The following is a 22,825-nucleotide window of genomic DNA, read 5'->3' as shown; positions in this document are numbered from 1 at the left end:
TTTGCTATGTTGTTGGCTGTATGATGTTTAGGAATTCGCTACAACCTGCTCGACCAGAACACTGAAACCAATACGCAGGTTCACAATTTCCCTGGTGTTGGCGCAATATTCGCGCACCCCGGCTCACGTCGGGGTCATTTTTTTTCAGCGTTCTCTACCCAAGCCCGCAGTACCTGCACGTCGTTGCGCCACTCTTGCTTCAGCTCATCTACCCAGTCCTGCACGTTATCCCACCAGGCCGGCAGCGTCGGCGTTTGAATCTGTTGCGCCAACTGCTGCAGGTGACGCAGGCCGACCGAACCGGCGGCGCCCTTGATCTTGTGCCCTTCCTCGGTGATGCCTTTCTGATCGCGCGCCGTCATATTGGAATCCAGCACCGCCAGATAACCCGGCATCATCTGTTCGAACATCTCCAGACTTTGATGGATCAACTGCGGGCCAACCAGGTCCATGTACTGCTCCAGCATCGCGGTATCGAGTAACGACTCATTAATCTGCATCGCCTTGTGCTCCGTTTTCTTAGAAGTGTGAGAAGGTTGATGATCCCAATAGTGTTTGATGACCTTGGTCAGCGCCGGCACCGACAGCGGCTTGCTCAGCACATCGTCCATGCCCGCCTCGAGATACTCTTTTTTGTCTTTCAGCACGTTGGCGGTCAGGGCCACCAACGGCGGCAGCGCCTGTCCGGCGTAACGCTCGCGCAGCGCCCGGGCGATATCCAACCCGGTCATGTCCGGCAGTTGGATGTCCAGCAGCACCAGATCGAACTCGTCCGGATCGAACATCGCCAGCGCGTCGTGGCCGTTCATCGCCACCTCGACGCTGTTGCCCAGCTTCTCCAGCACCGAGCGCGCCACGATCACGTTCAGTTCGATATCTTCCACCAGCAGGATGTGCAGCGCCGGCAACGGCAGCTCCTCTTCCTCCGGCGCCGCGCTGACGGCTTCCTGCACCGCCGGCGCCTTGATGGTCAAAGTGAAGCAAGAACCGTGCCCTTGTTCGCTGCGCACGGTAATGTCGCCGCCCATGCTCTGCGCCAGCCGTTTGGAGACCGCCAGCCCGATGCCGGTGCCGGTGGCCGGACGGCCGCCGCGCTGATCTTTCACCTGATAATACATGGCGAAGATCTTGTCCTGCTCGTCCTGCGGGATGCCCATGCCCGAGTCTTCCACTTCGAACACCAGCTTCTCCTGCGCCTCGCGCCGCACGCGCACCACAATTTGCCCCTGCTGGGTAAATTTCACCGCGTTGCCGATCAGGTTCCACAAGATCTGCCGCAGGCGCGTGCCGTCGGTCACGATCTGCTGCGGCAGCGGCGTCTGCGGCTCCATGATGAACTGCAGCCCTTTCGGCTGCGCCAGCAGGCCCGAGAGATTCTCCAGATCCGCCAGGAATCCGGTGAAGTCCACCGGCTGGTTGTCGAGCTGCACCTTGCGCCGCTCGAGCTTGTCCATTTCGATAATGTCGTTGAAGATATTGCCGAGGGTGATGGCGCTGACGTGAATGGTCTTCAGGTATTTCAGCTGCTCGTCGTTCAGCTCGGTATCAAGCAAAATGCGGCTCAGGCCGACGATGCCGTTAAGCGGCGTACGCAGCTCGTGGCTGATCGTGGAGATAAAGGTGGTCTTCTCCCTGCTGGCGTTCTCCAGCGCGTCCTGGTAGCGCTTACGCTCGGTAATATCGCGGCCGAAGCCCATCAGCCCGTGGCGTTTGCCCACCCGGTCGTAAAACGGGACCTTGCGCAGCTCGAAACAGGCCTTGCGGCCGTCGGGATACACCAGCCACTGTTCGTAGGTCAGCGAAACGTTGTGGCGGAACACCTTCTCGTCGGTCTCAATGACCTTTTCGGCGATCTCCTGGCCGTAGACGTCGAACGGCGTCAGGCCGATCAGCTGTTTCTCGCTCTTGCCGGTCAGCAGTTCCATCGCGCGGTTACAGCCGGAAAACTCTTTGTCTTCGTTGCGGTAGTAGACCAAATCCGGCGAGGCATCGAGGAAAGAACGCAGCAGCGCCGATTGCTGGCCCAGCTCAATCTGCGCCTGCTCGCGCTGCTCCATCTCTTCCGTCAGCTTTTCCATTACCTGCAGGCGCTCTTCTTCCGCTTTGATACGGTCGGCGATCTCCTGATTCAGCTGGCTGATATTGTCTTTGAGCTGCTGATTAAGCTCCAGATCGCGGTGGCGCATCTCTTCCAGCTTGTCCACCAGCCGCGCCAGCCGTTGGCGCGACTCTTCCAGCTGTTCCACTACCACCGAGAGAAAGTAGACCGCCCACGGGGTGATCAACAGACCGAAGAAGATTGAACGCACCACGTCGATGCTTTCCACTTCGCCGCGCAGCAGCATGGTCACCGCCATCTGCACCACCATCGCCAGCACCACCAGCGCCGAGGCCAGCAGCAGCGAGAAGCGCACCAACCCCAGTTTCACCATTAAATCAACGTAGTACTGGGCCAACACCCGGATTTGCTTCATAGCGGCTCCCATCAGACACAATCTTTTGAATCATACCGTAAAACCGCGATGAGATAAGGCGGCAAACGCCGAAGTGTGGCAAAGATTGCACTTCAGAGCGGCATTCCAGGGCGGTAGCGCCGCTTTTCATCCAGCGCGCTGCCCTGCCCGCCGTATTGCTGCAGATAAGCACCGACCGCCTGCATGCCGCTCCAGCGGTTTTCGCACCACAGCGGCGCCAGCAGCGTCGGCCGACGGGCGCTGGCGGAAAGACGGTGGTACACCACCCCGCCCGGCGTATGGCGGATCATCTCCCCGGCGTTGGCGGCGTAGTCCTCCAACGCCAGTTCGGGCAACCGCCCGGCATGCCACGCCCGCGCCAGGGTACTGTCGGTGACGACGTGCAGCGGATGCAGTTTGATGCCATCCACGCCGGTCTCCGTCACCCGCTGCAGCGTGAGCAGATGATCGCGCTGAGTTTCCCCCGGCAGCCCGACGATCAGATGGCAGCACACCTTCAGCCCGCGCTGCCGGGCCAGTCGCGCAGTCTGCTGATAACAGCGAAAATCATGGCCGCGGTTAATACGCTTCAGCGTTTTATCGTGCGCCGTCTGCAACCCCAGCTCCAGCCACACTTCATAGCCTTGCTCGCGGTATCCCGTCAGCAGATCCAGCGCGGCGGTCGGCACGCAGTCCGGCCGGGTGCCGACGCACAGGCCGACCATGGCGCTCTGCGCCAACGCCTGCCGATACATCGTCTCCAGCCGTTCAACCTCCGCATAGGTGCTGGTATAGGCCTGGAAATAGGCCAGATAGCGCCGCGCCCGATCGGCCCGCGCGGCCTGCTGCGCCAGCTGTTCGGCAATGCTCTGCCGCTGCATCGCTTCATCGGCGAACGAGGCGACATTGCAGAACGTACAGCCGCCGCGCCCCAACGTGCCGTCGCGGTTAGGGCAGCTGAATCCGCCGTGCAGCGTGAGTTTATGGATCTTTTCGCCATAGCGGCGCTGGAGATCCGCGCCAAACATATTGACTAATTGCGGCAACTGCATAATCTTGGTGGTTCTCTGTGTTCAAAGCCGCGATGCTAATAAGAAACGGTTTTTCCCGCGATGACAGAGATCAACGCTTTCCCCGCAAGGCGCCATCAGGCATAACTATTCATCATAAACGCAAATCAATTCACTCTAATTCTGATGAATTATTCTAATCGTCACGCAACCGTTAACGGCAATATGACAACACGGTGAAAAATAGTCATAAACATCAGCTAAGCAATATCTTATAGAATAAAATTCTGGCATTACCCCCCGCACTAGCATGGTGCAGAGATTAAGAGGTTGCACTATAGTGAGACAGCTCACACTTCTGCAGGGATCGGCGTTGCCCCACGATAGTGCAAAAATGCATTAAATTACTTATTTATCAAATAAATAAACATCAGTAATTCGATAAGAATCTATCTTAAGCCCACATTTGACCTGCGAATTCTTTCTCGCTAAGTTGGAAGTCCGCTGGAAGCTTTCTGGACGGGCAAACGTCTCGTCATATTTATGCAGTAATTGAAGACTCCCTCTTAAAACAAGTCCTATACCACTTGTGAGACCGTCACGAGAGGCCATTGATGGAGGGCGGAAAAGCAGATTGGCGGGGTTAACTTGCTGATTGGACTTCTGCCTGAAATTGGGAAGCCCCCTCGCAGTAGGTTGTGAGAGTCACGCAGAGCCTGGGGAGGTTCACGATATGTTGTACGATAAATCCCAAGAGAGGGACAACTGTGGTTTCGGCCTGATCGCCCACATAGAAGGCGAACCTAGCCACAAGGTGGTGCGCACCGCCATTCACGCGCTGGCCCGCATGCAGCACCGCGGCGCGATCCTCGCCGACGGCAAGACCGGCGACGGCTGCGGCCTGTTGCTGCAAAAACCCGATCGTTTCTTCCGCATGGTGGCGGAAGAGCGCGGCTGGCGTTTGGCCAAGAACTACGCCGTCGGCATGATGTTCCTCAGCCAGAATGAAGAGGAAGCGCGCCTCAGCCGCCGCATCGTGGAAGAAGAGCTGCAAAACGAAACGCTGTCGATCGTCGGCTGGCGCGAAGTGCCGACCAACCCGGACGTGCTGGGTGAAATCGCCCTCTCCTCCCTGCCGCGCATCGAGCAAATCTTCGTTAACGCCCCGGCCGGCTGGCGCCCGCGTGATATGGAACGCCGCCTGTTCGTGGCGCGTCGCCGCATAGAGAAACGCGTGCAGGACGACAGTTTCTACGTCTGCAGCTTCTCTAACCTGGTGACGATCTATAAAGGCCTGTGCATGCCTGCGGATCTGCCGCGCTTCTATCTCGATCTGGCGGACCTGCGCCTGGAGTCGGCCATTTGCCTGTTCCACCAGCGCTTCTCCACCAACACCGTGCCGCGCTGGCCGCTGGCGCAGCCGTTCCGCTACCTGGCGCACAACGGCGAAATCAACACCATCACCGGCAACCGCCAGTGGGCACGCGCCCGTACCTATAAATTCCAAACGCCGCTGATCCCGGATCTCCAGGCCGCCGCGCCGTTCGTCAACGAAACCGGCTCCGACTCCAGTTCGCTGGACAACATGCTGGAGCTGCTGCTGGCGGGCGGGATGGATCTCATCCGCGCCATGCGCCTGCTGGTGCCGCCGGCCTGGCAGAACAACCCGGACATGGACGGCGATCTGCGCGCCTTCTTCGACTTCAACTCGATGCACATGGAGCCGTGGGACGGCCCGGCCGGCATCGTGATGTCCGACGGCCGCTACGCCGCCTGTAACCTCGATCGCAACGGCCTGCGCCCGGCGCGCTACGTGATCACCAAAGACAAGCTGATCACCTGCGCCTCCGAAGTCGGCATCTGGGATTACCAGCCGGATGAAGTGGTGGAAAAAGGCCGCGTCGGCCCCGGCGAGCTGATGGTGATCGACACCCGCAGCGGCCGCATCCTGCACTCGGCGGAAACCGACAACGATCTGAAAAGCCGCCACCCGTATAAAGAGTGGATGGAGAAAAACGTCAAACGCCTGGTGCCGTTCGAAGATCTGCCGGACGATCAGGTCGGCAGCCGCGAGCTCGACGACGCGCAGCTCGAAACCTATCAGAAACAGTTCGGCTACAGCAGTGAAGAGCTGGATCAGGTGATCCGCGTGCTGGGCGAAATTGGCCAGGAGGCCACCGGTTCGATGGGCGACGATACCCCGTTCGCCGTGCTCTCCAGCCGGCCGCGCATCGTTTACGACTATTTCCGCCAGCAGTTCGCGCAGGTCACCAATCCGCCGATCGATCCGCTGCGTGAAGCGCACGTCATGTCGCTGGCCACCAGCATCGGCCGCGAAATGAACGTGTTCTGCGAAGCCGAAGGCCAGGCGCACCGCCTGAGCTTCAAATCGCCGATCCTGCTGTACTCCGATTTCAAACAGCTCACCACGCTGGAAGGCGAATACTATCGCGCCGAGACGCTCGATCTGACCTTCGATCCGCAGCAGCAGGATCTGGAGCAGACCATTCGCGCCCTGTGCGACGAAGCGGAACGCAAGGTGCGTGAAGGTGCGGTGCTGTTGGTGCTGTCCGACCGCGCCATCGCGCCCGGCCGCCTGCCGGTGCCTGCTCCGATGGCAGTCGGCGCCGTGCAAACCCGCCTGGTGGAAAAAAGCCTGCGCTGCGACGCCAACCTGATCGTTGAAACCGCCAGCGCCCGCGATCCGCACCACTTCGCCGTACTGCTCGGCTTCGGCGCGACCGCCATCTATCCGTATCTGGCCTATGAAACCCTGGCCAAGCTGGTGGACAGCCAGGCGATCGACAAGAAATACCGCGACGTGATGCTGAACTACCGCAACGGCATCAACAAAGGCCTGTACAAGATCATGTCCAAGATGGGCATTTCGACCATCGCCTCTTACCGCTGCTCCAAGCTGTTCGAAGCGGTCGGCCTGCACCGCGATCTGGCGGATCTGTGCTTCCAGGGCGTGGTCAGCCGCATTGGCGGCGCCAGCTTCAGCGATTTCCAGCAGGATCTGCAGAACCTTTCCAAGCGCGCCTGGCTGAAACGCAAACCGCTGGAGCAAGGCGGCCTGCTGAAATTCGTGCACGGCGGCGAATACCACGCCTACAACCCGGACGTGGTGAACTCGCTGCAAAAAGCGGTACACAGCGGCGAGTACAGCGACTATCAGGCTTACGCCAAGCTGGTGAACGAGCGGCCGGTCGCCATGCTACGCGATCTGCTGGCCATCACGCCGAAAGGCGAACCGATCCCGGTCGATCAGGTCGAACCGGCGGAATCGCTGTTCAAACGCTTCGACACGGCGGCGATGTCGATCGGCGCGCTGAGCCCGGAAGCGCACGAATCACTGGCGATCGCCATGAACGGCCTCGGCGGCTTCTCCAACTCCGGCGAAGGCGGCGAAGATCCGGCGCGCTACCGCACCAACAAGGTGTCGCGCATCAAACAGGTGGCCTCCGGCCGCTTCGGCGTAACACCGGCCTACCTGGTGAACGCCGACGTGATCCAGATTAAGGTGGCGCAAGGCGCCAAGCCGGGCGAAGGCGGCCAGCTGCCGGGCGACAAAGTCACCCCGTACATCGCCAGACTGCGTTACTCGGTGCCGGGCGTGACGCTGATCTCCCCGCCGCCACACCACGACATCTACTCGATCGAAGATCTGGCGCAGCTGATCTTCGATCTGAAGCAGGTCAACCCGAAGGCGGTGATCTCGGTGAAACTGGTGTCCGAGCCGGGCGTCGGCACCATCGCCACCGGCGTGGCGAAAGCCTATGCCGATCTGATCACCATCGCCGGTTACGACGGCGGCACCGGCGCCAGCCCGCTGTCCTCGGTGAAATATGCCGGCTGCCCATGGGAACTGGGCCTGGTGGAAACCCAGCAGGCGCTGGTGGCCAACGGTCTGCGCCACAAGATCCGCCTGCAGGTGGACGGCGGCCTGAAAACCGGCGTGGACATCGTCAAAGCGGCGATCCTGGGCGCGGAAAGCTTCGGCTTCGGCACCGGGCCAATGGTGGCGCTGGGCTGCAAATACCTGCGCATCTGCCACCTCAACAACTGCGCGACCGGCGTCGCGACTCAGGACGACAAGCTGCGCCGCGATCACTACCACGGCCTGCCGGAACGCGTGACGAATTACTTCCAGTTTATCGCGCGTGAAACCCGCGAGATCATGGCGCAACTGGGCGTGAGCCAGTTGGTGGATCTGATCGGCCGCACCGAGTTCCTGACCGAGCTGGACGGCATCTCCGCCAAGCAGAACAAGCTGGATCTGTCGCCGCTGCTGAAAACCGCCACGCCGCATCCGGGCAAAGCGGTGTACTGCACCGAAAGCAGCAACCCGGCGTTCGACAAGGGCCTGCTGAACAAAGAGCTGCTGGCGCAGGCGCAGCCGCATATCGAAGCGAAACAGGGTAAAACCTTCTACTTCGACATTCGCAACACCGACCGCTCCGTGGGCGCCATGCTGTCCGGCGCTATCGCCAACGTGCACGGCGATCAGGGCATGGCGGCCGATCCGATCAAGGCGCACTTCTCCGGCACCGCCGGGCAGAGCTTCGGCGTCTGGAACGCCGGCGGCGTCGAGCTGACCCTGACCGGCGACGCCAACGACTATGTCGGCAAAGGCATGGCCGGCGGCAGCATCGCGGTGCGTCCGCCGATCGGCTCCGCCTTCCGCAGCCATGAAGCCAGCATCGTCGGCAACACCTGCCTGTACGGCGCCACCGGCGGCAAGCTGTTCGCCGCCGGCCGCGCGGGCGAGCGTTTCGCGGTGCGCAACTCCGGCGCCATCACCGTGGTGGAAGGCATCGGCGACAACGGCTGCGAATACATGACCGGCGGCATCGTCTGCGTGCTGGGTAAAACCGGCATCAACTTCGGCGCCGGCATGACCGGCGGCTTCGCCTACGTGCTGGACGAAGACGGCGAGTTCCGCAAGCGCGTGAACCCGGAGCTGGTGGAAGTGCTGGATGTCGATCAGTTGGCGATCCATGAGGAGCATCTGCGCGGCCTGATCACCGAACACGTGCAGGCGACCGGCTCTTCCCGCGCGGAAGAGATCCTGGCCAACTGGCCGGAGTGGGCGCCGAAGTTCGCCCTGGTCAAACCGAAGTCCAGCGATGTCAAAGCGCTGTTGGGTCACCGTAGCCGTTCCGCAGCCGAGCTGCGGGTGCAGGCGCAGTAAGAGGTAGGTCATTAATGAGCCAGAACGTTTATCAATTTATCGACCTGCAGCGTGTTGATCCGCCTAAGAAACCGCTGAAGATCCGCAAAATCGAGTTCGTCGAGATCTACGAACCGTTTTCGGAAACCCAGGCCAAAGCCCAGGCGGACCGCTGTCTGTCCTGCGGCAACCCGTATTGCGAGTGGAAGTGCCCGGTGCACAACTACATCCCGAACTGGCTGAAGCTGGCCAACGAAGGCCGCATCATGGAAGCGGCGGACCTGGCGCATCAGACCAACAGCCTGCCGGAGGTGTGCGGCCGCGTATGCCCGCAGGATCGCCTGTGCGAAGGGTCTTGCACCCTGAACGACGAGTTCGGCGCAGTCACCATCGGCAATATCGAGCGTTACATCAGCGATAAGGCCATCGAAATGGGCTGGAAGCCGGACATGTCGCACGTGCAGCCGACCGGCAAGCGCGTGGCGATCGTCGGTGCCGGCCCCGCCGGGTTGGCCTGCGCTGACGTGCTGACCCGCAACGGCGTCAAAGCGGTGGTGTATGATCGTCATCCTGAGATCGGCGGTCTGCTGACCTTCGGCATCCCGGCCTTCAAGCTGGAAAAGGAAGTGATGGTCAAACGCCGCGGCATCTTCAGCGAGATGGGCATCGAGTTCCAGCTGAATACCGAAGTGGGCAAAGACGTCAGCATGGAGACTTTGCTGAGCGAGTACGATGCGGTGTTCCTCGGCGTCGGCACCTATCAATCGATGCGTGGCGGGCTGGAGAATGAGGATGCGCAGGGCGTGTACGACGCGCTGCCGTTCCTGATCGCCAACACCAAGCAGCTGATGGGGTATGAAACCGAGCAGCACGAGCCTTATGTCAGCATGGAAGGCAAACGGGTGGTGGTGCTGGGCGGCGGCGATACCGCCATGGACTGCGTGCGCACCTCGGTGCGTCAGGGCGCGACGCAGGTCACCTGCGCCTACCGCCGCGACGAGGCCAACATGCCGGGCTCCAAGCGCGAAGTGAAGAACGCCCGGGAAGAAGGGGTGGACTTCCAGTTCAACCTGCAGCCGCTGAGCATCGAACTGAACAGCGCCGGCCGCGTGGCCGGGGTGAAAATGGTGCGCACTCAGTTGGGTGCGCCGGATGCCAACGGCCGCCAGGCGGCGGAGCAGGTGCCGGGTTCCGAGCACGTGATCGACGCCGACGCGGTGGTGATGGCGTTCGGCTTCCGCCCACACCGCATGGACTGGCTGGCGGCGCACGACGTGCAGCTCGATAAACAGGGCCGCATCGTGGCGCCGGAAGGCAGCGACAACGCATTCCAGACCAGCAACCCGAAAATCTTCGCCGGTGGCGACGCGGTCCGCGGCTCCGACCTGGTGGTGACGGCGATCGCCGAAGGCCGCAAAGCGGCAGACGGCATCATGAACTACCTGGAAGTGTAAACCTTCCGTACCGCCAAAGGCCCGGCACATTGCCGGGCCTTTGTTTTAACCGGCCACGCTTTGTAACAACCTCCCCCCTACTCACTGCCTCAACGCGCTATAGTATTGAGTTAGCACCATTGCAGGGCGCGGCTGCGCCTGACACCGAGATAAGGATAGCGAACATGAAATGCTCCATTTCCCTGTTGGCCGGCGCACTGCTGGCCGTCAGTTTCAGCGCCTCAGCCCTGGCGCTGGATTCGCAGGAGGTCGGTTACAATATCGAAGCGCGCGGCGCACGGCCGGTCGTGGCGCAGTTGGGCAAGGCCGGGCAGTTCAGCGCCGTGGAAAACAGTATCCGGTTGGGGGACGACAACTGGATTGCCCTGGCACCCAAGCTGGCCGGCGGCGGCAATGCCGGATTTACCGCCGGCATTAAATCTGCCCTCTCCGCCGCCCTGATCTACAACCCGGCGGCGGTATTGCAGGCGCTCAACAAAGGCAACGATCTGCCGCTCAATGACATCTGCACCGCGCCGCCGGAAGTGCAAGGCGACACCGCCATCACCAGCTTCCGTGAGCGCGCGGCCCGCGCGCTGTCCACCGTGCGCGTAGGCGATCTCAGCGCGCCGCGCGATGCCTGCATTGCCGCCTTGAAAGGCTGATCCGCTTCGTCCGGGCAAAAAAAAGCACCCCACGGGGTGCTTTTTCGTTTGTTCACGCGGGCTTATTTTACCACGCGCAGCGCCGGGCGGCCACCGCGCGGCGGCTGCGGCGGTTCGTCGTCCGAGCCGTCATCTTCCGCGGTATCCGGGCGATCGCCGTCGATCACCGACATCAACGTTTCCGAAGGGATCGTCTCATTGTCCAAACCTTCGAACACGCCTTCGCTTTCGTCGTAGGCGGCTTCCGGTTCAAACATCGTGCCGGCGCCGTTCTCACGCGCATAAATCGCCAGCACGGCGGCCATCGGCACCGAAACCTGGCGCGGCACGCCGCCGAAGCGCGCGTTGAACTGCACGTCTTCGTTGCCCAACGCCAGGTTGCCTACCGCGCGCGGCGCGATATTCAACACGATCTGGCCATCGCGCGCGAACTCCATCGGCACCTGAACATCAGGGCGAGTCACGTCGACCACCAGGTGCGGCGTCAGCTGGTTATCCAGCAGCCAGTCATAGAACGCCCGCAGCAGATACGGGCGACGCGGCGTCATCTGAGACATGTCCATCGCGCTTAGCCCCGGGTTTGCAGGCGCATTTCACGCTCGGCTTCGGTCAGGGAAGCCAGGAAAGCGTCGCGTTCGAAGACGCGGGTCATGTAGCCTTTCAGCTCTTTGGAGCCGGCGCCGCTCAACTCGATGCCCAGCTGCGGCAGACGCCACAACAGCGGTGCCAGGTAGCAATCCACCAGGCTGAACTCTTCGCTCATGAAATACGGCGCCTGGCCGAAAATAGGCGCGATCGCCAGCAGCTCTTCACGCAGTTGGCGGCGGGCGGATTCTGCTTCCTGACCGCTGCTCTTCTCGATCTTGTCCATCAGCGAGTACCAGTTCTTCTCGATGCGCAGCATCATCAGACGGCTCTCACCACGGGCAACCGGGTAAACCGGCATCAACGGCGGGTGCGGGAAGCGCTCATCCAGGTATTCCATGATGATGCGGGATTCATACAGGGTCAGTTCGCGATCGACCAGCGTAGGCACCGTCTGGTAAGGGTTGAGGTCAATCAGATCTTGCGGCAGGTTATCCATTTCGACCTGCTCGATCTCGACGCTGACACCTTTCTCCGCCAGTACGATGCGTACTTGATGGCTAAAAATGTCGGTCGGGCCAGAGAACAGCGTCATTACCGAACGTTTGTTGGCAGCGACAGCCATGAAAACCTCCAAGTTATCTAGAAAATACTGCGAATAGCCAACTGACAGGCTGCTATCCTGAATAATCTTGCCGCAGGCCGGCAGCACGCAGCGCGACCCGAACCCATAAAAAACCGGCCCAGGAGGTCAACTGCACGGCGAACAGGCGCAAAAGTGGGTGATAGTTTACCAGATTTTGCTTGTTTTGTGGGGGCGCTGCGGCGAATTCATGTTGAATTGTCTGATATACCACAGATTTTAGTCGGGGACGGCGGATTTCAGGCATAAAAAAACCCGGTGAAGCACCGGGTTTTTTGCGTAAATCGCACTGCCGAAGCAGCGGAAATTAACGCTTGGAGAACTGCGGACGACGACGTGCTTTACGCAGACCGACTTTCTTACGTTCAACCTGACGAGCGTCACGGGTGACGAAGCCAGCTTTACGCAGTTCAGAACGCAGAGTCTCATCGTACTCCATCAGTGCACGGGTGATACCGTGACGGATGGCGCCAGCTTGACCGGAGATACCACCACCTTTAACGGTGATGTACAGATCCAGTTTGCCAACCATGTCGACCAGTTCCAGCGGCTGACGAACTACCATGCGGGCAGTTTCGCGACCGAAGTACTGTTCCAGGCTGCGCTGGTTGATAACGATGTTACCGTTGCCCGGCTTGATGAAGACGCGAGCGGCGGAGCTTTTGCGGCGACCAGTGCCGTAGTATTGATTTTCAGCCATTGCCATTAATCCCGATTAAATGTCCAGAACTTGCGGTTGCTGTGCCGCGTGATTGTGCTCGGTGCCCGCGTAAACTTTCAGTTTACGGAACATAGCACGACCCAGCGGGCCCTTTGGCAGCATGCCTTTAACCGCGATTTCAATCACGCGCTCAGGACGGCGGGCAATCATCTCTTCAAAGGTCGCTTGCTTGATACCACCGATGTGGCCGGTGTGGTGGTAGTACACTTTGTCTGTACGCTTGTTGCCGGTTACAGCAACTTTGTCAGCGTTCAGAACGATGATGTAATCACCGGTATCCACGTGCGGGGTGTATTCCGCTTTATGCTTGCCGCGCAGGCGACGAGCCAGTTCAGTAGCGAGACGGCCTAAAGTTTTACCATCTGCATCAACAACGTACCAGTCGCGTTTTACGGTTTCTGGTTTAGCTGTAAAAGTTTTCATTAGAAAGCTTACCCAATAATTAGTTACACGTTGGTGAACACCCAAACGCTCGAAAACAGTTGAGGCTCACACGACCATACAAGTCCAGCAAACCTACCCCTTCGAATAGCCATTGCCGGCACTATAAAGTTTTTGGGAAAAAAAACTTTGTTGTAACGTGGGGTCGCAAGATTATAGAGAAGTCGCTCACAAAGATCGAACGGTTTTTGAATGGAAAATAAATTTATCGCCGGCGGCGGACAACCGGCGATACGGCGGCGGCAAGCCCGGCAGACTCAGGGCAAATGCGGCAGCTTGAGGTACTCTTCGCTCTGCATTTCCTGCAGGCGCGACAGGCAGCGCTGGAATTCAAATTTCAGCTGCACCCCCTGATAGATCTCGAACATCGACGCTTCGGCGCCGATCACCAGCTTGATGTGCCGCTCGTAGAATTCGTCCACCAACGCCAGGAAACGGCGCGCGGTATTCTCTTTCAGCGGCCCCATCACCCGCACATTATACAGGATCACGCTGTGATACAGCCGCGACAGTGCGATGTAGTCCAGTTGGCTGCGCGCCTCTTCGCACAGCGTGTGGAAATCCACCGCCAGCACGCCGTCCACCGAACGGATAGCCTGCAGCGGCCGATGGTTGATCTGCAGCACCGGCGCGTCCTCCCCCGCCTTGCCCGCCAGCTTGACGAACATCCGATCCAGCGTCTCGCGCGTCTGGTCGCTCAGCGGCGTCAGGTAGAGGTGCGCCTGGGTCAGGGTACGCAGACGATAGTCGATGCCGGCGTCGACGTTCATCACGTCGCAGTACTCGTTGATCAGATCGATGGCCGGCAGGAAACGCGCCCGCTGCAGACCGTTGCGGTACAGATCGTCCGGCGGGATGTTCGACGTGGCCACCAGCGTAATGCCGCGCGCGAACAGCGCCTGCAGCAGCGTGGCCAGCAGCATGGCGTCGGTGATGTCGGACACGAAGAATTCGTCGAAACACAGCACGTCGGTCTCGGCCTTAAAGCCGTCGGCGACGATTTCCAGCGGGTTTTCCCGCCCCTGCAACTCGGTCAGTTCTTCATGCACCCGCAGCATGAAGCGGTGAAAGTGCAGACGCATTTTGCGATCGCCCGGCAAACTGTGGAAGAACATATCCATCAACCAGGTTTTGCCGCGCCCGACGCCGCCCCACATATACAGCCCCTGCACCGGGCGCTGCGGCGCCGTGTCGCCGCCCTTGCCCAGCAAGCGGCTGAGCTTACCGCGCAGCCCGCCGGCAGGCGCGCTCGCCGCCGGCTTTTGCAACAGAGCCTGATAAATGCGATCCAGTTGAGTGACGGCCCGGCGTTGAACCTCATCGGCCTGATATTCCCCCGCATCCAGCGCCTGCTGGTAGCGAGATAACGGTGATAGTGCCTGCATCTGTTCGATGTTCCCTAAGAACGCTTAGAAATTATTTAGCCAACGTTGGCGGCAAGTTGATGCCGATTCGCACCGTTATCGCCACAAATGCCCGCTGCGGGCGCCGCTGAAAACCCTGTAAAAATTAGGTGGAAGCGCATCAGGATTCCACTCGGACAAGGTTAACGGTTATAGTGGATATTATTAAGTGAAAAATCCCTGCGGAACAACGAAGTCAAAATAGGAGTCATCATGACCTGGGAGTATGCGCTGATTGGTTTGGTCGTCGGTATCGTGATTGGTGCGGTGGCGATGCGTTTTGGCAACCGTAAATTACGTCAACAACAAGTCCTGCAGAACGAGCTGGACAAGAGCAAAACCGAGCTGGAAGAGTACCGTCAGGAGCTGGTCGGCCACTTTGCCCGCAGCGCCGAGCTGCTGGACAACATGGCGCGCGATTATCGTCAGCTGTATCAGCACATGGCGAAAAGCTCGAACAACCTGCTGCCGGATCTGCCGATGCAGGAAAATCCGTTCCGCTATCGCCTGACCGAAGCGGAAGCAGACAACGATCAAGCGCCGGTGGAAATGCCGCGCGACTATTCGGAAGGCGCCTCCGGCCTGCTGCGCGGGCAAAGCGCGCGCCGCGACTGACCCCCTTCGCCCGCGGGGCCACCCGCGGGCTTCCTCCGTTTACCGTCTTGACCTTCCCTCGTATTACCTTTACTGAACTTTGCACGCAAATTCACGGTCTTACCCTTCACTATGACAAGGTGATTGCCTTATCATCAAATTTTCATCGGCAGGTATTGAGAGAGTTATCATCAATGAAGAAAAAGTCGTTAATTCTTAGTGCATTGGCAATGAGCCTCGGCCTGACGCTCAGCTCCGTACCGGTGGCCAACGCGGCCCTGCCCGTCGCCGTTCAGGGGCAGCCGCTGCCGAGCCTGGCGCCGATGCTGGAAAAAGTCTTGCCCGCCGTAGTGAGCGTGCATGTCGCCGGCACTCAGGTGCAGCGTCAACAACTGCCGGAAGAGTTCAGACGCTTCTTCGGCCCTAACTTCCCCGGCCAGCAGCAAAGCTCCCGTCCGTTTGAAGGGCTGGGTTCCGGCGTGATCATCGACGCCGCCAAAGGCTATGTGCTGACCAACAACCACGTCATCAACAACGCCGATAAAATCCGCGTGCAGTTGAACGACGGTCGCGAGCTGGACGCCAAGCTGGTCGGCCGCGATGAGCAATCCGACATCGCCCTGCTGCAGCTCAGCGACACCAAAAACCTGACCGCCATCAAGATGGCCGACTCCGATCAGCTGCGCGTCGGCGACTTTGCCGTCGCGGTCGGCAACCCGTTTGGCCTGGGCCAAACCGCCACTTCCGGCATTATCTCGGCGCTGGGCCGCTCCGGCCTGAATCTGGAAGGGCTGGAAAACTTCATTCAGACCGACGCCTCCATCAACCGCGGCAACTCCGGCGGCGCGCTGGTTAACCTGAACGGCGAGCTGATCGGCATCAATACCGCCATTCTGGCGCCGAGCGGCGGCAACGTCGGCATCGGTTTCGCCATTCCGAGCAATATGGCGCAGAACCTGAGCCAGCAGCTGATTGAATTCGGCGAAGTGAAACGCGGCCTGCTGGGCATCAAAGGCAGCGAAATGACCCCGGATATGGCCAAAGCCTTCAACACCGACGCGCAGCGCGGCGCCTTCGTCAGCGAAGTGCTGCCGAAATCCGCCGCCGCCAAGGCGGGCATCAAGGCCGGGGATATCCTGGTCTCCGTCGACGGTAAACCGGTGAGCAGCTTCGCCGAACTGCGCGCCAAAGTCGGCACCACCGCGCCGGGCAAAACCCTCAAGGTGGGCCTGCTGCGCGATGGCAAACCGCAGGAAGTCTCGGTCACGCTGGACAACAGCGAGAGCGCCTCGACCAACGCCGAAACGCTGTCGCCGGCGCTGCAGGGTGTTTCCCTCAGCAATGGCGCGTTGCCGAGCGGCGACAAGGGCGTGAAGGTGGAGAACGTGGATAAAGGGTCAACGGCGGCGCAGATCGGCCTGCAGAAAGGCGACGTGATCATCGGCGTCAACCGTCAGCGCGTGGACAACATCACCACGCTGCGTAAAGTGTTGGAGGCCAAGCCACCGGTGATGGCGCTCAATATCGTGCGCGGCAACGAAACCATTTATCTGCTGCTGCGTTAATTTGTGCAAAAACCGGGCTCGGTGACATACTGCGCCCGGTTAACTCATGCTATCCTCCGAACATCGTTCATCACACCACGAAAACTCCATGTTTGCTAAGCTCTTGCGTTCTGTCGTTATCGGTCTCATCGTTGCCGGCCTGCTGTTGGCCGCACTGCCCATGCTGCGTTCTTCCAACGGCCTGTTTGCAGACAAACCTGAGAGCACCAGCGACGAAACGCCAGTGAGCTACAACAAAGCGGTGCGCCGCGCCGCGCCCGCCGTGGTGAACATTTACAACCGCAACCTGAACGGCGCCGCCAACGTGCTGTCGCTCGGTTCCGGCGTGATCATGAATGAACGCGGCTATATCATCACCAACCGCCACGTGATCAAAGACGCTCAGCAGATCACCGTGGTGTTGCAGGATGGCCGCCGCTACGAAGCGCTGTTGGTCGGCTCGGACGGCCTGACCGATTTGGCGGTGCTGAAGATCGATCCCGGCAATTTGCCGGTGATCCCGACCAATAAAAATCGCGTTGCCCACGTCGGCGACGTGGTGCTGGCGATCGGCAACCCCTATAACCTGGGGCAGACCGTCACACAGGGCATCCTCAGCGCCACCGGCCGCATCAGTATGAGCACCACCGGCCGACAGACGTTCCTGCAGACCGACGCCTCCATCAACCGCGGCAACTCCGGCGGCGCGCTGGTCAACTCGCTGGGCGAGCTGATCGGCATCAACACCCTGACCTATGACAAAATTACCGACGGCGAAACGCCGGAGGGCCTCGGCTTCGCCATTCCGATCGAACTGGCCACCAAAATCATGGACAAGCTGATCCGCGACGGCCGCGTCATCCGCGGCTATTTCGGCATTCAGGGCAAAGAGATCATTCCGCTGCGCTCGTCCAATTCCGGCATCGATCGCCTTCAAGGCATCATCGTGACCGAGATTACGCCAAACGGCCCGGCGAGCAACGCCGGCTTCCAGATCAACGACATCATCATCAACGTGGATAACAAACCGGCGGTGTCCGTGCTGGAGACCATGGATCAGGTGGCGGAGATCAGACCGGGCACCGAGATACCGGTTATCGTGCTGCGTGACGGCAAGCGCATTACGTTGAAAATGACGGTGGGTGAATTCCCGGAAGACAGCAATTAAAAAAGGGCCGGCATTGATAGCCGGCCCTTTGATTTTCATCCTGCCGACGCAGCCGCGCCGGCGCTAATGCCTTACTCGCCTTTCACGCGCTCGATGTTCGCACCCAGCGCGCGCAGCTTGTCTTCAATACGCTCATAGCCGCGATCAATATGGTAGATGCGATCGACGACGGTCACGCCGTCGGCGATGCAGCCGGCGATCACCAGGCTGGCGGAAGCGCGCAGATCGGTCGCCATCACCTGAGCGCCGGACAGCTGTTCAACGCCATGGCAGATCACGGTGTTGCTCTCGATTTCCGCGTGCGCCCCCATGCGGATCAATTCCGGCACGTGCATGAAGCGGTTTTCGAAGATGGTCTCGGTGATAACGCCGGTGCCTTCCGCCACCAGGTTCAACAGGCTGAACTGGGCCTGCATGTCGGTCGGGAAGCCCGGGTGCGGCGCGGTGCGCACGGTGACCGCTTTCGGGCGCTTGCCGTGCATGTCCAGGCTGATCCAGTCTTCGCCCACTTCGATATCGGCACCGGCTTCACGCAGTTTGGCCAGCACCGCATCCAGCGTATCCGGACGGGTGTTGCGGCACATCACTTTGCCGCCGGAAACCGCGGCGGCGATCAGGAAGGTACCGGTCTCGATACGGTCAGGCAGCACGCGATACACGCCGCCGCCCAGACGCTCGACGCCCTCGATGGTGATCTTGTCGCTGCCTGCGCCGCTGATCTTCGCGCCCAGCGTATTGAGGAAGTTGGCGGTATCGACAATTTCCGGCTCACGCGCGGCGTTCTCGATAACGGTCGTGCCGGTCGCCAGGGTCGCGGCGCTCATGATGGTCACGGTCGCGCCCACGCTCACCTTGTCCATCACGATGTGCGCGCCTTTCAGACGGCCATCGACGGACGCCTTGACGTAACCTTCTTCCAGCTTGATCTCGGCCCCCAACTGCTCCAGGCCGGTGATGTGCAGATCGACCGGACGCGCGCCGATCGCGCAGCCGCCCGGCAGGGAAACCTGGCCGCGGCCGAAACGTGCCACCAGCGGCCCCAGCGCCCAGATGGAAGCGCGCATGGTTTTCACCAGATCGTAAGGCGCGCAAAACTCGTTCACGCCGCTGGCGTCCACGAAGACCGAACCGTTGCGCTCAATCTTGGTGCCCAACTGGCTGAGCAGTTTAATGGTGGTGTCGATGTCCTTCAGCTTGGGGACATTCTGCAGCTCGACCGGCTCTTCCGCCAACAGGGCGGCGAACAGGATCGGCAGGGCGGCGTTTTTGGCCCCGGAAATAGACACTTCACCGCTCAGGCGGGTCCGACCCTGCACACGAAATTTATCCATCTGACTACTCTCTGTTATCTAATCTGAAGCTGCCCGCCCGGCAGGGCAAACAGCCTTAAAATCCGTTGAGTTTGCGGTCTCGCTGCCACTCTTCAGGGGTGTACGCCTTGATAGACAAGGCATGAATGCGGTTGTCCGCAATGTATTCCATCAGCGGTGCGTAAACCGTCTGCTGTTTTTTGACGCGGCTCATGCCGGCGAACAGTTCGCCGACCACGATCGCTTGAAAATGGCTGCCGTCGCCCGTCACGTGCGCTTCATCCAGTGCCAATGCCTGCATCAGCACGTCTTTAATCTCGTTGGTTTCCATAGTATCCAGTTCTGCCGCTAAAGGATCATAAACAGCCTAGTATCTTAGTGGAATACGATGTTTTCTTAAACTAAAGAAAAAGCCCCTGCATAACAGGGGCTTTGTATCGTTTAACCACGCAAAGGCGGTGTAAAACGCCGCTAACCGGCGGTATCGACAGGCATTATCGCCTGCAGGTTATAGAGCGCGATCAGCGTTTTCAGACGCTCGGTGACGCCGAAAATTTTTAGCGCGACGCCACGTTGGCGCTGCTCTTCCTGCAGATGCAGCAACAGCGCCAGCCCGGAGGAGTCCACGCGCTGCAGTTGCGCCACGTCGATCGCGGTTTTATCCGCCATCAGCGCGTCGCGCTGCCGCCACAACGGCAGCAGCGTTTCACGGTCCAGTTCACCGCGCAGGATCAGCGTCTGCTGCTCTGATTCGAAGCTGAGCGCTGCCGACATCAGTTTTTCTTGTCCAGCGAGATGGGCTGCGCGGCAGCGGCCTGCAGCTGTTTGGTCAGGCCGTCGATGCCCTGAGTACGCAGCGTAGACGCCCACTCGTTTTGCTTGGTGGTGATCATGCTGACGCCTTCGGCGATCATGTCATACGCCTGCCAGTAGCCGGTTTTGCTGTTCTTGCGCCATTGGAAATCCAGACGCACCGGCGGGCGGCCGCCGTTGTCGATGATGGTGACGCGAATGGCCACGATGTCGGCGTTGCCCAGCGGCTGTTCAGGCGCGATCTGGTAAGTCTGGCCGTGGTACATCGCCAGCGCCTGGCCGTAAGCCTGCTCCAGGTAAGCCTGGAAAGCGGTGAAGTAAGCTTCGCGCTGCGCAGGCGTCGCATCTTTGTAGTAACGGCCCAGCACCAGCGCGCCGGCGTATTTCACCTGCACGAACGGCATCAGTTCCTGATGCACGATGGAGCGCAGGTAGTTCGGGTCCTGCTTGATCTTCGGCTGTTCGTTCTTCAAACGGCTGAAGGTCTTCTGCGCCGCGTCTTGCATCATGCTGTAAGGATTGGTTTGGTCGGCTGCGCTCGCCAGCGGCGCAACCACCAGCAGAGCCACCATCAGTAAACGTTTAAACATGCAGGTATCCTCTCTTAATGATTTGGAACAGCGGGTTGCGGTGCAGCGCCGGCAGCGGGCTCAGCGGCCGCGTCTCCCGGTTTGGCGCTGTCCTGACCGCCGCTTTTATACAGGAACTGGCCGATCAGATCTTCCAGAACCATGGCTGATTTAGTGTCCTGAATGGTGCCGCCGTCTTTCAGAATGGTGGTGCCCATATCAGGATCTTCGAAGCCCACGTTAAGCGCCAGATATTGCTCGCCCAGCAGGCCGGAGGTGCGGATCGCCAGCGAACTGGTATCCGGGATTTCGTCGTACTTTTTCTGGATATCGAGCGCCACGCGCGGCGTGTAGGTTTTCGGATCGAGTTCGATGTCGGCCACGCGGCCGATCACCACGCCGCCGATCTTCACCGGCGAACGCGGTTTCAGGCCGCCGATATTGTCGAACGTCGCGTAAACGCGGTAGGTCGGCTCGCTGCCGATCGATTTAAGGTTCGCCACCTGCAGGCAGATAAACACGATGGCGCACAGCGCGATCAGCATGAATGCCCCAACCCAGATTTCACTCTTCTTCGTTTGCATCGAATCAATTCCCAAACATCAGTGCGGTCAGCACGAAATCCAATCCCAACACCGCCAGTGACGAATGCACCACGGTACGCGTCGTCGCCCGGCTAATCCCTTCAGAGGTAGGCACGGCGTCATACCCGTTGAAAATGGCAATCCAGGTTACGGTAATGGCGAACACCACGCTCTTGATCAGGCAGTTGAGCAGATCTTTTTTCCACTCTACGGCGCCTTGCATCGCCGACCAGAAGAAGCCGCTGTCGATGCCTTTCCAATCCACGCCGACCACCGAGCCGCCCCAAATGCCGATCGCCACGAAGATGATGGTCAGCAGCGGCATGCTGATCATCCCCGCCCAGAAACGCGGCGCCACGATGCGCCGCAGCGGATCGACCGCCATCATTTCCAGGCTGGAGATCTGTTCCGTCGCCTTCATCAGGCCGATTTCCGCCGTGAGCGCGGAACCGGCGCGGCCGGCGAACAGCAGCGCCGTCACCACCGGCCCCAGCTCGCGCAGCAGCGACAGCGCCACCATCATGCCGAGGCTGGCTTCAGCGCTGTAGGTGGTAAGCACGATATACCCCTGCAGGCCCAGCACCATGCCGATAAACAGCCCGGAAACCATGATGATCAGCAGCGACTGCACGCCGACGCTGTAAAGCTGTTTCAACAACAGCGGCCACTGCTTGCCGGGTTCCGGCCGGCCAATCAATGCGTTGAACAGCATCAACCCGGCGCGGCCGAAGCTGGCGCTGGTGTTGATGCCACTGCGCCCCAGAGACGCTAACGCTCTTAATAACATGAGCTTATTTACTCCCTAAGCCTAGCAGTTCAGTCTGATAATCCCCGGCCGGATAGCGGAACGGCACCGGTCCATCCGCTATACCATCCAGGAACTGGCGCACGCGCGCATCAGGATTGTTCTGCAATTGCTGCGTGGTGCCTTCGGCAATCACCCGGTGATCGGCCACGATATAGGCGTAGTCGGCGATGCTCAGCACCTCCGGCACGTCGTGCGACACCACGATGCAGGTAATGCCCAGCGCATGGTTCAGCTCGTCGATCAGCTTGACCAGCACCCCCATGGTGATCGGATCCTGGCCGACGAAAGGTTCGTCGAACATGATCATCTCCGGGTCCAGCGCGATCGCGCGCGCCAACGCCGCCCGGCGCGCCATGCCGCCGGAGAGTTCATTGGGCATCAGCTGCGCCGCACCGCGCAGCCCGACCGCTTCCAGCTTCATCAGCACCGTGCTGCGCAGCAGGGGCTCAGGTAGGTTGCTGTGCTCACGCAACGGGTAGGCCACGTTTTCGAATACGGTCAAATCGGTGAACAGCGCGCCCGACTGGAACAGCATGCTCATCTTTTTGCGTGCGTCGTACAACTGACGGCGGGACAATGCGGGAATGTTGTCGCCGTCAAACCAAATCTCCCCGCGGTCCGGCGTCAGCTGACCGCCGATCAGACGCAGCAGCGTGGTTTTGCCGATGCCCGACGGCCCCATGATCGCCGTGATCTTACCGCGAGGCACCGTCAGGTTGATGTCTTCAAATATCCGCCGGTCGCCGCGCGAGAAGCTCATGTCGCGCACTTCGACCAAATTATCTGCCTTTTGGAGCATGTTAATGGACCCTTTACGACTCATCTTTTGCAGAATCTACCCGTGATGTTAAAGCAATGGGCGCAATCCGTCTCATCTTTACAAAAACTTACTGCCATTTCGCAACCAA

General features: G+C 60.0%; 20 protein-coding genes. 6 read left to right on the top strand and 14 right to left on the bottom strand.

Translation table 11 applies throughout. The annotated features are described in order from the left end of the window. Positions 1-134: 134 nt before the first annotated feature. Entirely contained in the window at positions 135-2,474 is a 2,340-nt protein-coding gene (gene arcB / locus J0X03_RS02580; RefSeq protein ID WP_033644509.1) for an aerobic respiration two-component sensor histidine kinase ArcB, read from the bottom strand. 92 nt (positions 2,475-2,566) lie between these two features. After that, entirely contained in the window at positions 2,567-3,505 is a 939-nt protein-coding gene (mnmL, locus tag J0X03_RS02575; RefSeq protein WP_160204645.1) for a tRNA modification radical SAM protein MnmL/YtqA, read from the bottom strand. A gap of 691 nt (positions 3,506-4,196) precedes the next feature. Between mnmL and gltB the strand changes: the two genes are divergently transcribed. The 3 genes from gltB (at position 4,197) to J0X03_RS02560 (ending at position 10,734) form a co-directional block, all read left to right on the top strand. Further along, positions 4,197-8,657: a glutamate synthase large subunit gene (gene gltB / locus J0X03_RS02570; protein ID WP_060660210.1), complete on the top strand. Its 4,461-nt coding sequence runs from the start codon at positions 4,197-4,199 to the stop codon at positions 8,655-8,657. Positions 8,658-8,671: 14 nt separating this feature from the next. Continuing rightward, complete coding sequence (locus J0X03_RS02565) at positions 8,672-10,090, top strand: glutamate synthase small subunit (RefSeq protein ID WP_033644505.1); 1,419 nt, start codon at positions 8,672-8,674, stop codon at positions 10,088-10,090. A gap of 164 nt (positions 10,091-10,254) precedes the next feature. Next, positions 10,255-10,734 (top strand): hypothetical protein, encoded by a 480-nt coding sequence (locus J0X03_RS02560; protein ID WP_033644504.1) that lies wholly within the window; start codon positions 10,255-10,257, stop codon positions 10,732-10,734. Between the two features lie 62 nt (positions 10,735-10,796). Here J0X03_RS02560 and sspB read toward each other — a convergent pair whose 3' ends face one another. From sspB to zapE, 5 genes are all read right to left on the bottom strand, one after another. After that, positions 10,797-11,297, bottom strand: a complete 501-nt coding sequence (gene sspB / locus J0X03_RS02555; protein WP_033644502.1) for a ClpXP protease specificity-enhancing factor — start codon at positions 11,295-11,297, stop codon at positions 10,797-10,799. Positions 11,298-11,302: 5 nt separating this feature from the next. Then, the gene (gene sspA, locus J0X03_RS02550) at positions 11,303-11,944 is read right to left on the bottom strand and encodes a stringent starvation protein SspA (protein ID WP_004937082.1); all 642 of its coding nucleotides are present in this window, start codon (positions 11,942-11,944) and stop codon (positions 11,303-11,305) included. Between the two features lie 325 nt (positions 11,945-12,269). Next, positions 12,270-12,662 carry a 30S ribosomal protein S9 gene (gene rpsI, locus J0X03_RS02545; RefSeq protein ID WP_004937080.1) on the bottom strand — a complete coding sequence of 131 codons (393 nt, stop codon included), beginning with the start codon at positions 12,660-12,662 and terminating at the stop codon, positions 12,270-12,272. 15 nt (positions 12,663-12,677) lie between these two features. Beyond that, entirely contained in the window at positions 12,678-13,106 is a 429-nt protein-coding gene (gene rplM / locus J0X03_RS02540; RefSeq protein WP_004937079.1) for a 50S ribosomal protein L13, read from the bottom strand. Positions 13,107-13,381: 275 nt separating this feature from the next. Then, positions 13,382-14,509, bottom strand: a complete 1,128-nt coding sequence (gene zapE / locus J0X03_RS02535; RefSeq protein WP_033644501.1) for a cell division protein ZapE — start codon at positions 14,507-14,509, stop codon at positions 13,382-13,384. A 231-nt stretch (positions 14,510-14,740) separates the two neighbouring features. Here zapE and zapG point away from each other — a divergent pair, with 231 nt between their 5' ends. From zapG to degS, 3 genes are all read left to right on the top strand, one after another. Continuing rightward, complete coding sequence (gene zapG / locus J0X03_RS02530) at positions 14,741-15,142, top strand: Z-ring associated protein ZapG (RefSeq protein WP_004937074.1); 402 nt, start codon at positions 14,741-14,743, stop codon at positions 15,140-15,142. Positions 15,143-15,315: 173 nt separating this feature from the next. Further along, the gene (degQ, locus tag J0X03_RS02525; protein WP_025304368.1) at positions 15,316-16,686 is read left to right on the top strand and encodes a serine endoprotease DegQ; all 1,371 of its coding nucleotides are present in this window, start codon (positions 15,316-15,318) and stop codon (positions 16,684-16,686) included. A gap of 88 nt (positions 16,687-16,774) precedes the next feature. Then, positions 16,775-17,833, top strand: a complete 1,059-nt coding sequence (gene degS, locus J0X03_RS02520; protein WP_042785432.1) for an outer membrane-stress sensor serine endopeptidase DegS — start codon at positions 16,775-16,777, stop codon at positions 17,831-17,833. 71 nt (positions 17,834-17,904) lie between these two features. Here degS and murA read toward each other — a convergent pair whose 3' ends face one another. From murA to mlaF, 7 genes are all read right to left on the bottom strand, one after another. Continuing rightward, positions 17,905-19,164 (bottom strand): UDP-N-acetylglucosamine 1-carboxyvinyltransferase, encoded by a 1,260-nt coding sequence (murA, locus tag J0X03_RS02515; RefSeq protein ID WP_019453131.1) that lies wholly within the window; start codon positions 19,162-19,164, stop codon positions 17,905-17,907. A gap of 55 nt (positions 19,165-19,219) precedes the next feature. Then, positions 19,220-19,474 carry a BolA family iron metabolism protein IbaG gene (ibaG, locus tag J0X03_RS02510; RefSeq protein WP_025304370.1) on the bottom strand — a complete coding sequence of 85 codons (255 nt, stop codon included), beginning with the start codon at positions 19,472-19,474 and terminating at the stop codon, positions 19,220-19,222. Between the two features lie 140 nt (positions 19,475-19,614). Further along, entirely contained in the window at positions 19,615-19,917 is a 303-nt protein-coding gene (mlaB, locus tag J0X03_RS02505) for a lipid asymmetry maintenance protein MlaB (RefSeq protein WP_033644499.1), read from the bottom strand. Beyond that, positions 19,917-20,546, bottom strand: a complete 630-nt coding sequence (gene mlaC, locus J0X03_RS02500; protein WP_033644498.1) for a phospholipid-binding protein MlaC — start codon at positions 20,544-20,546, stop codon at positions 19,917-19,919. Before mlaC ends, mlaB begins: the two co-directional genes overlap by 1 nt. A 14-nt stretch (positions 20,547-20,560) precedes the next feature. After that, positions 20,561-21,109 (bottom strand): outer membrane lipid asymmetry maintenance protein MlaD, encoded by a 549-nt coding sequence (mlaD, locus tag J0X03_RS02495; RefSeq protein WP_033644497.1) that lies wholly within the window; start codon positions 21,107-21,109, stop codon positions 20,561-20,563. A gap of 4 nt (positions 21,110-21,113) precedes the next feature. After that, positions 21,114-21,896, bottom strand: a complete 783-nt coding sequence (gene mlaE / locus J0X03_RS02490) for a lipid asymmetry maintenance ABC transporter permease subunit MlaE (RefSeq protein ID WP_033644495.1) — start codon at positions 21,894-21,896, stop codon at positions 21,114-21,116. A 4-nt stretch (positions 21,897-21,900) separates the two neighbouring features. Further along, on the bottom strand, positions 21,901-22,716 hold the full coding sequence (gene mlaF, locus J0X03_RS02485) for a phospholipid ABC transporter ATP-binding protein MlaF (protein ID WP_033644494.1): 816 nt from the start codon (positions 22,714-22,716) through the stop codon (positions 21,901-21,903). Positions 22,717-22,825 lie beyond the last annotated feature (109 nt).

Source organism: Serratia ureilytica (genome assembly GCF_017309605.1).
Taxonomy (GTDB): domain Bacteria; phylum Pseudomonadota; class Gammaproteobacteria; order Enterobacterales; family Enterobacteriaceae; genus Serratia; species Serratia ureilytica.
Note: the sequence above shows the minus strand (reverse complement) of the source record. Positions and strands in the feature narration are given on the sequence as shown.

Bases quoted from the DNA above. Each gene is read 5' to 3' on its own strand.
- mnmL (WP_160204645.1), bottom strand. From the start codon at position 3,505: ATGCAGTTGCCGCAATTAGTCAATATGTTTGGCGCGGATCTCCAGCGC.
- mlaC (WP_033644498.1), bottom strand. From the start codon at position 20,546: ATGTTTAAACGTTTACTGATGGTGGCTCTGCTGGTGGTTGCGCCGCTG.
- J0X03_RS02565 (WP_033644505.1), top strand. From the start codon at position 8,672: ATGAGCCAGAACGTTTATCAATTTATCGACCTGCAGCGTGTTGATCCG.
- mlaD (WP_033644497.1), bottom strand. From the start codon at position 21,109: ATGCAAACGAAGAAGAGTGAAATCTGGGTTGGGGCATTCATGCTGATC.
- zapG (WP_004937074.1), top strand. From the start codon at position 14,741: ATGACCTGGGAGTATGCGCTGATTGGTTTGGTCGTCGGTATCGTGATT.
- rplM (WP_004937079.1), bottom strand. From the start codon at position 13,106: ATGAAAACTTTTACAGCTAAACCAGAAACCGTAAAACGCGACTGGTAC.
- mlaF (WP_033644494.1), bottom strand. From the start codon at position 22,716: ATGCTCCAAAAGGCAGATAATTTGGTCGAAGTGCGCGACATGAGCTTC.
- arcB (WP_033644509.1), bottom strand. From the start codon at position 2,474: ATGAAGCAAATCCGGGTGTTGGCCCAGTACTACGTTGATTTAATGGTG.
- mlaB (WP_033644499.1), bottom strand. From the start codon at position 19,917: ATGTCGGCAGCGCTCAGCTTCGAATCAGAGCAGCAGACGCTGATCCTG.
- sspA (WP_004937082.1), bottom strand. From the start codon at position 11,944: ATGGCTGTCGCTGCCAACAAACGTTCGGTAATGACGCTGTTCTCTGGC.
- mlaE (WP_033644495.1), bottom strand. From the start codon at position 21,896: ATGTTATTAAGAGCGTTAGCGTCTCTGGGGCGCAGTGGCATCAACACC.
- J0X03_RS02560 (WP_033644504.1), top strand. From the start codon at position 10,255: ATGAAATGCTCCATTTCCCTGTTGGCCGGCGCACTGCTGGCCGTCAGT.
- degQ (WP_025304368.1), top strand. From the start codon at position 15,316: ATGAAGAAAAAGTCGTTAATTCTTAGTGCATTGGCAATGAGCCTCGGC.
- degS (WP_042785432.1), top strand. From the start codon at position 16,775: ATGTTTGCTAAGCTCTTGCGTTCTGTCGTTATCGGTCTCATCGTTGCC.
- rpsI (WP_004937080.1), bottom strand. From the start codon at position 12,662: ATGGCTGAAAATCAATACTACGGCACTGGTCGCCGCAAAAGCTCCGCC.
- ibaG (WP_025304370.1), bottom strand. From the start codon at position 19,474: ATGGAAACCAACGAGATTAAAGACGTGCTGATGCAGGCATTGGCACTG.
- murA (WP_019453131.1), bottom strand. From the start codon at position 19,164: ATGGATAAATTTCGTGTGCAGGGTCGGACCCGCCTGAGCGGTGAAGTG.
- zapE (WP_033644501.1), bottom strand. From the start codon at position 14,509: ATGCAGGCACTATCACCGTTATCTCGCTACCAGCAGGCGCTGGATGCG.
- gltB (WP_060660210.1), top strand. From the start codon at position 4,197: ATGTTGTACGATAAATCCCAAGAGAGGGACAACTGTGGTTTCGGCCTG.
- sspB (WP_033644502.1), bottom strand. From the start codon at position 11,297: ATGGACATGTCTCAGATGACGCCGCGTCGCCCGTATCTGCTGCGGGCG.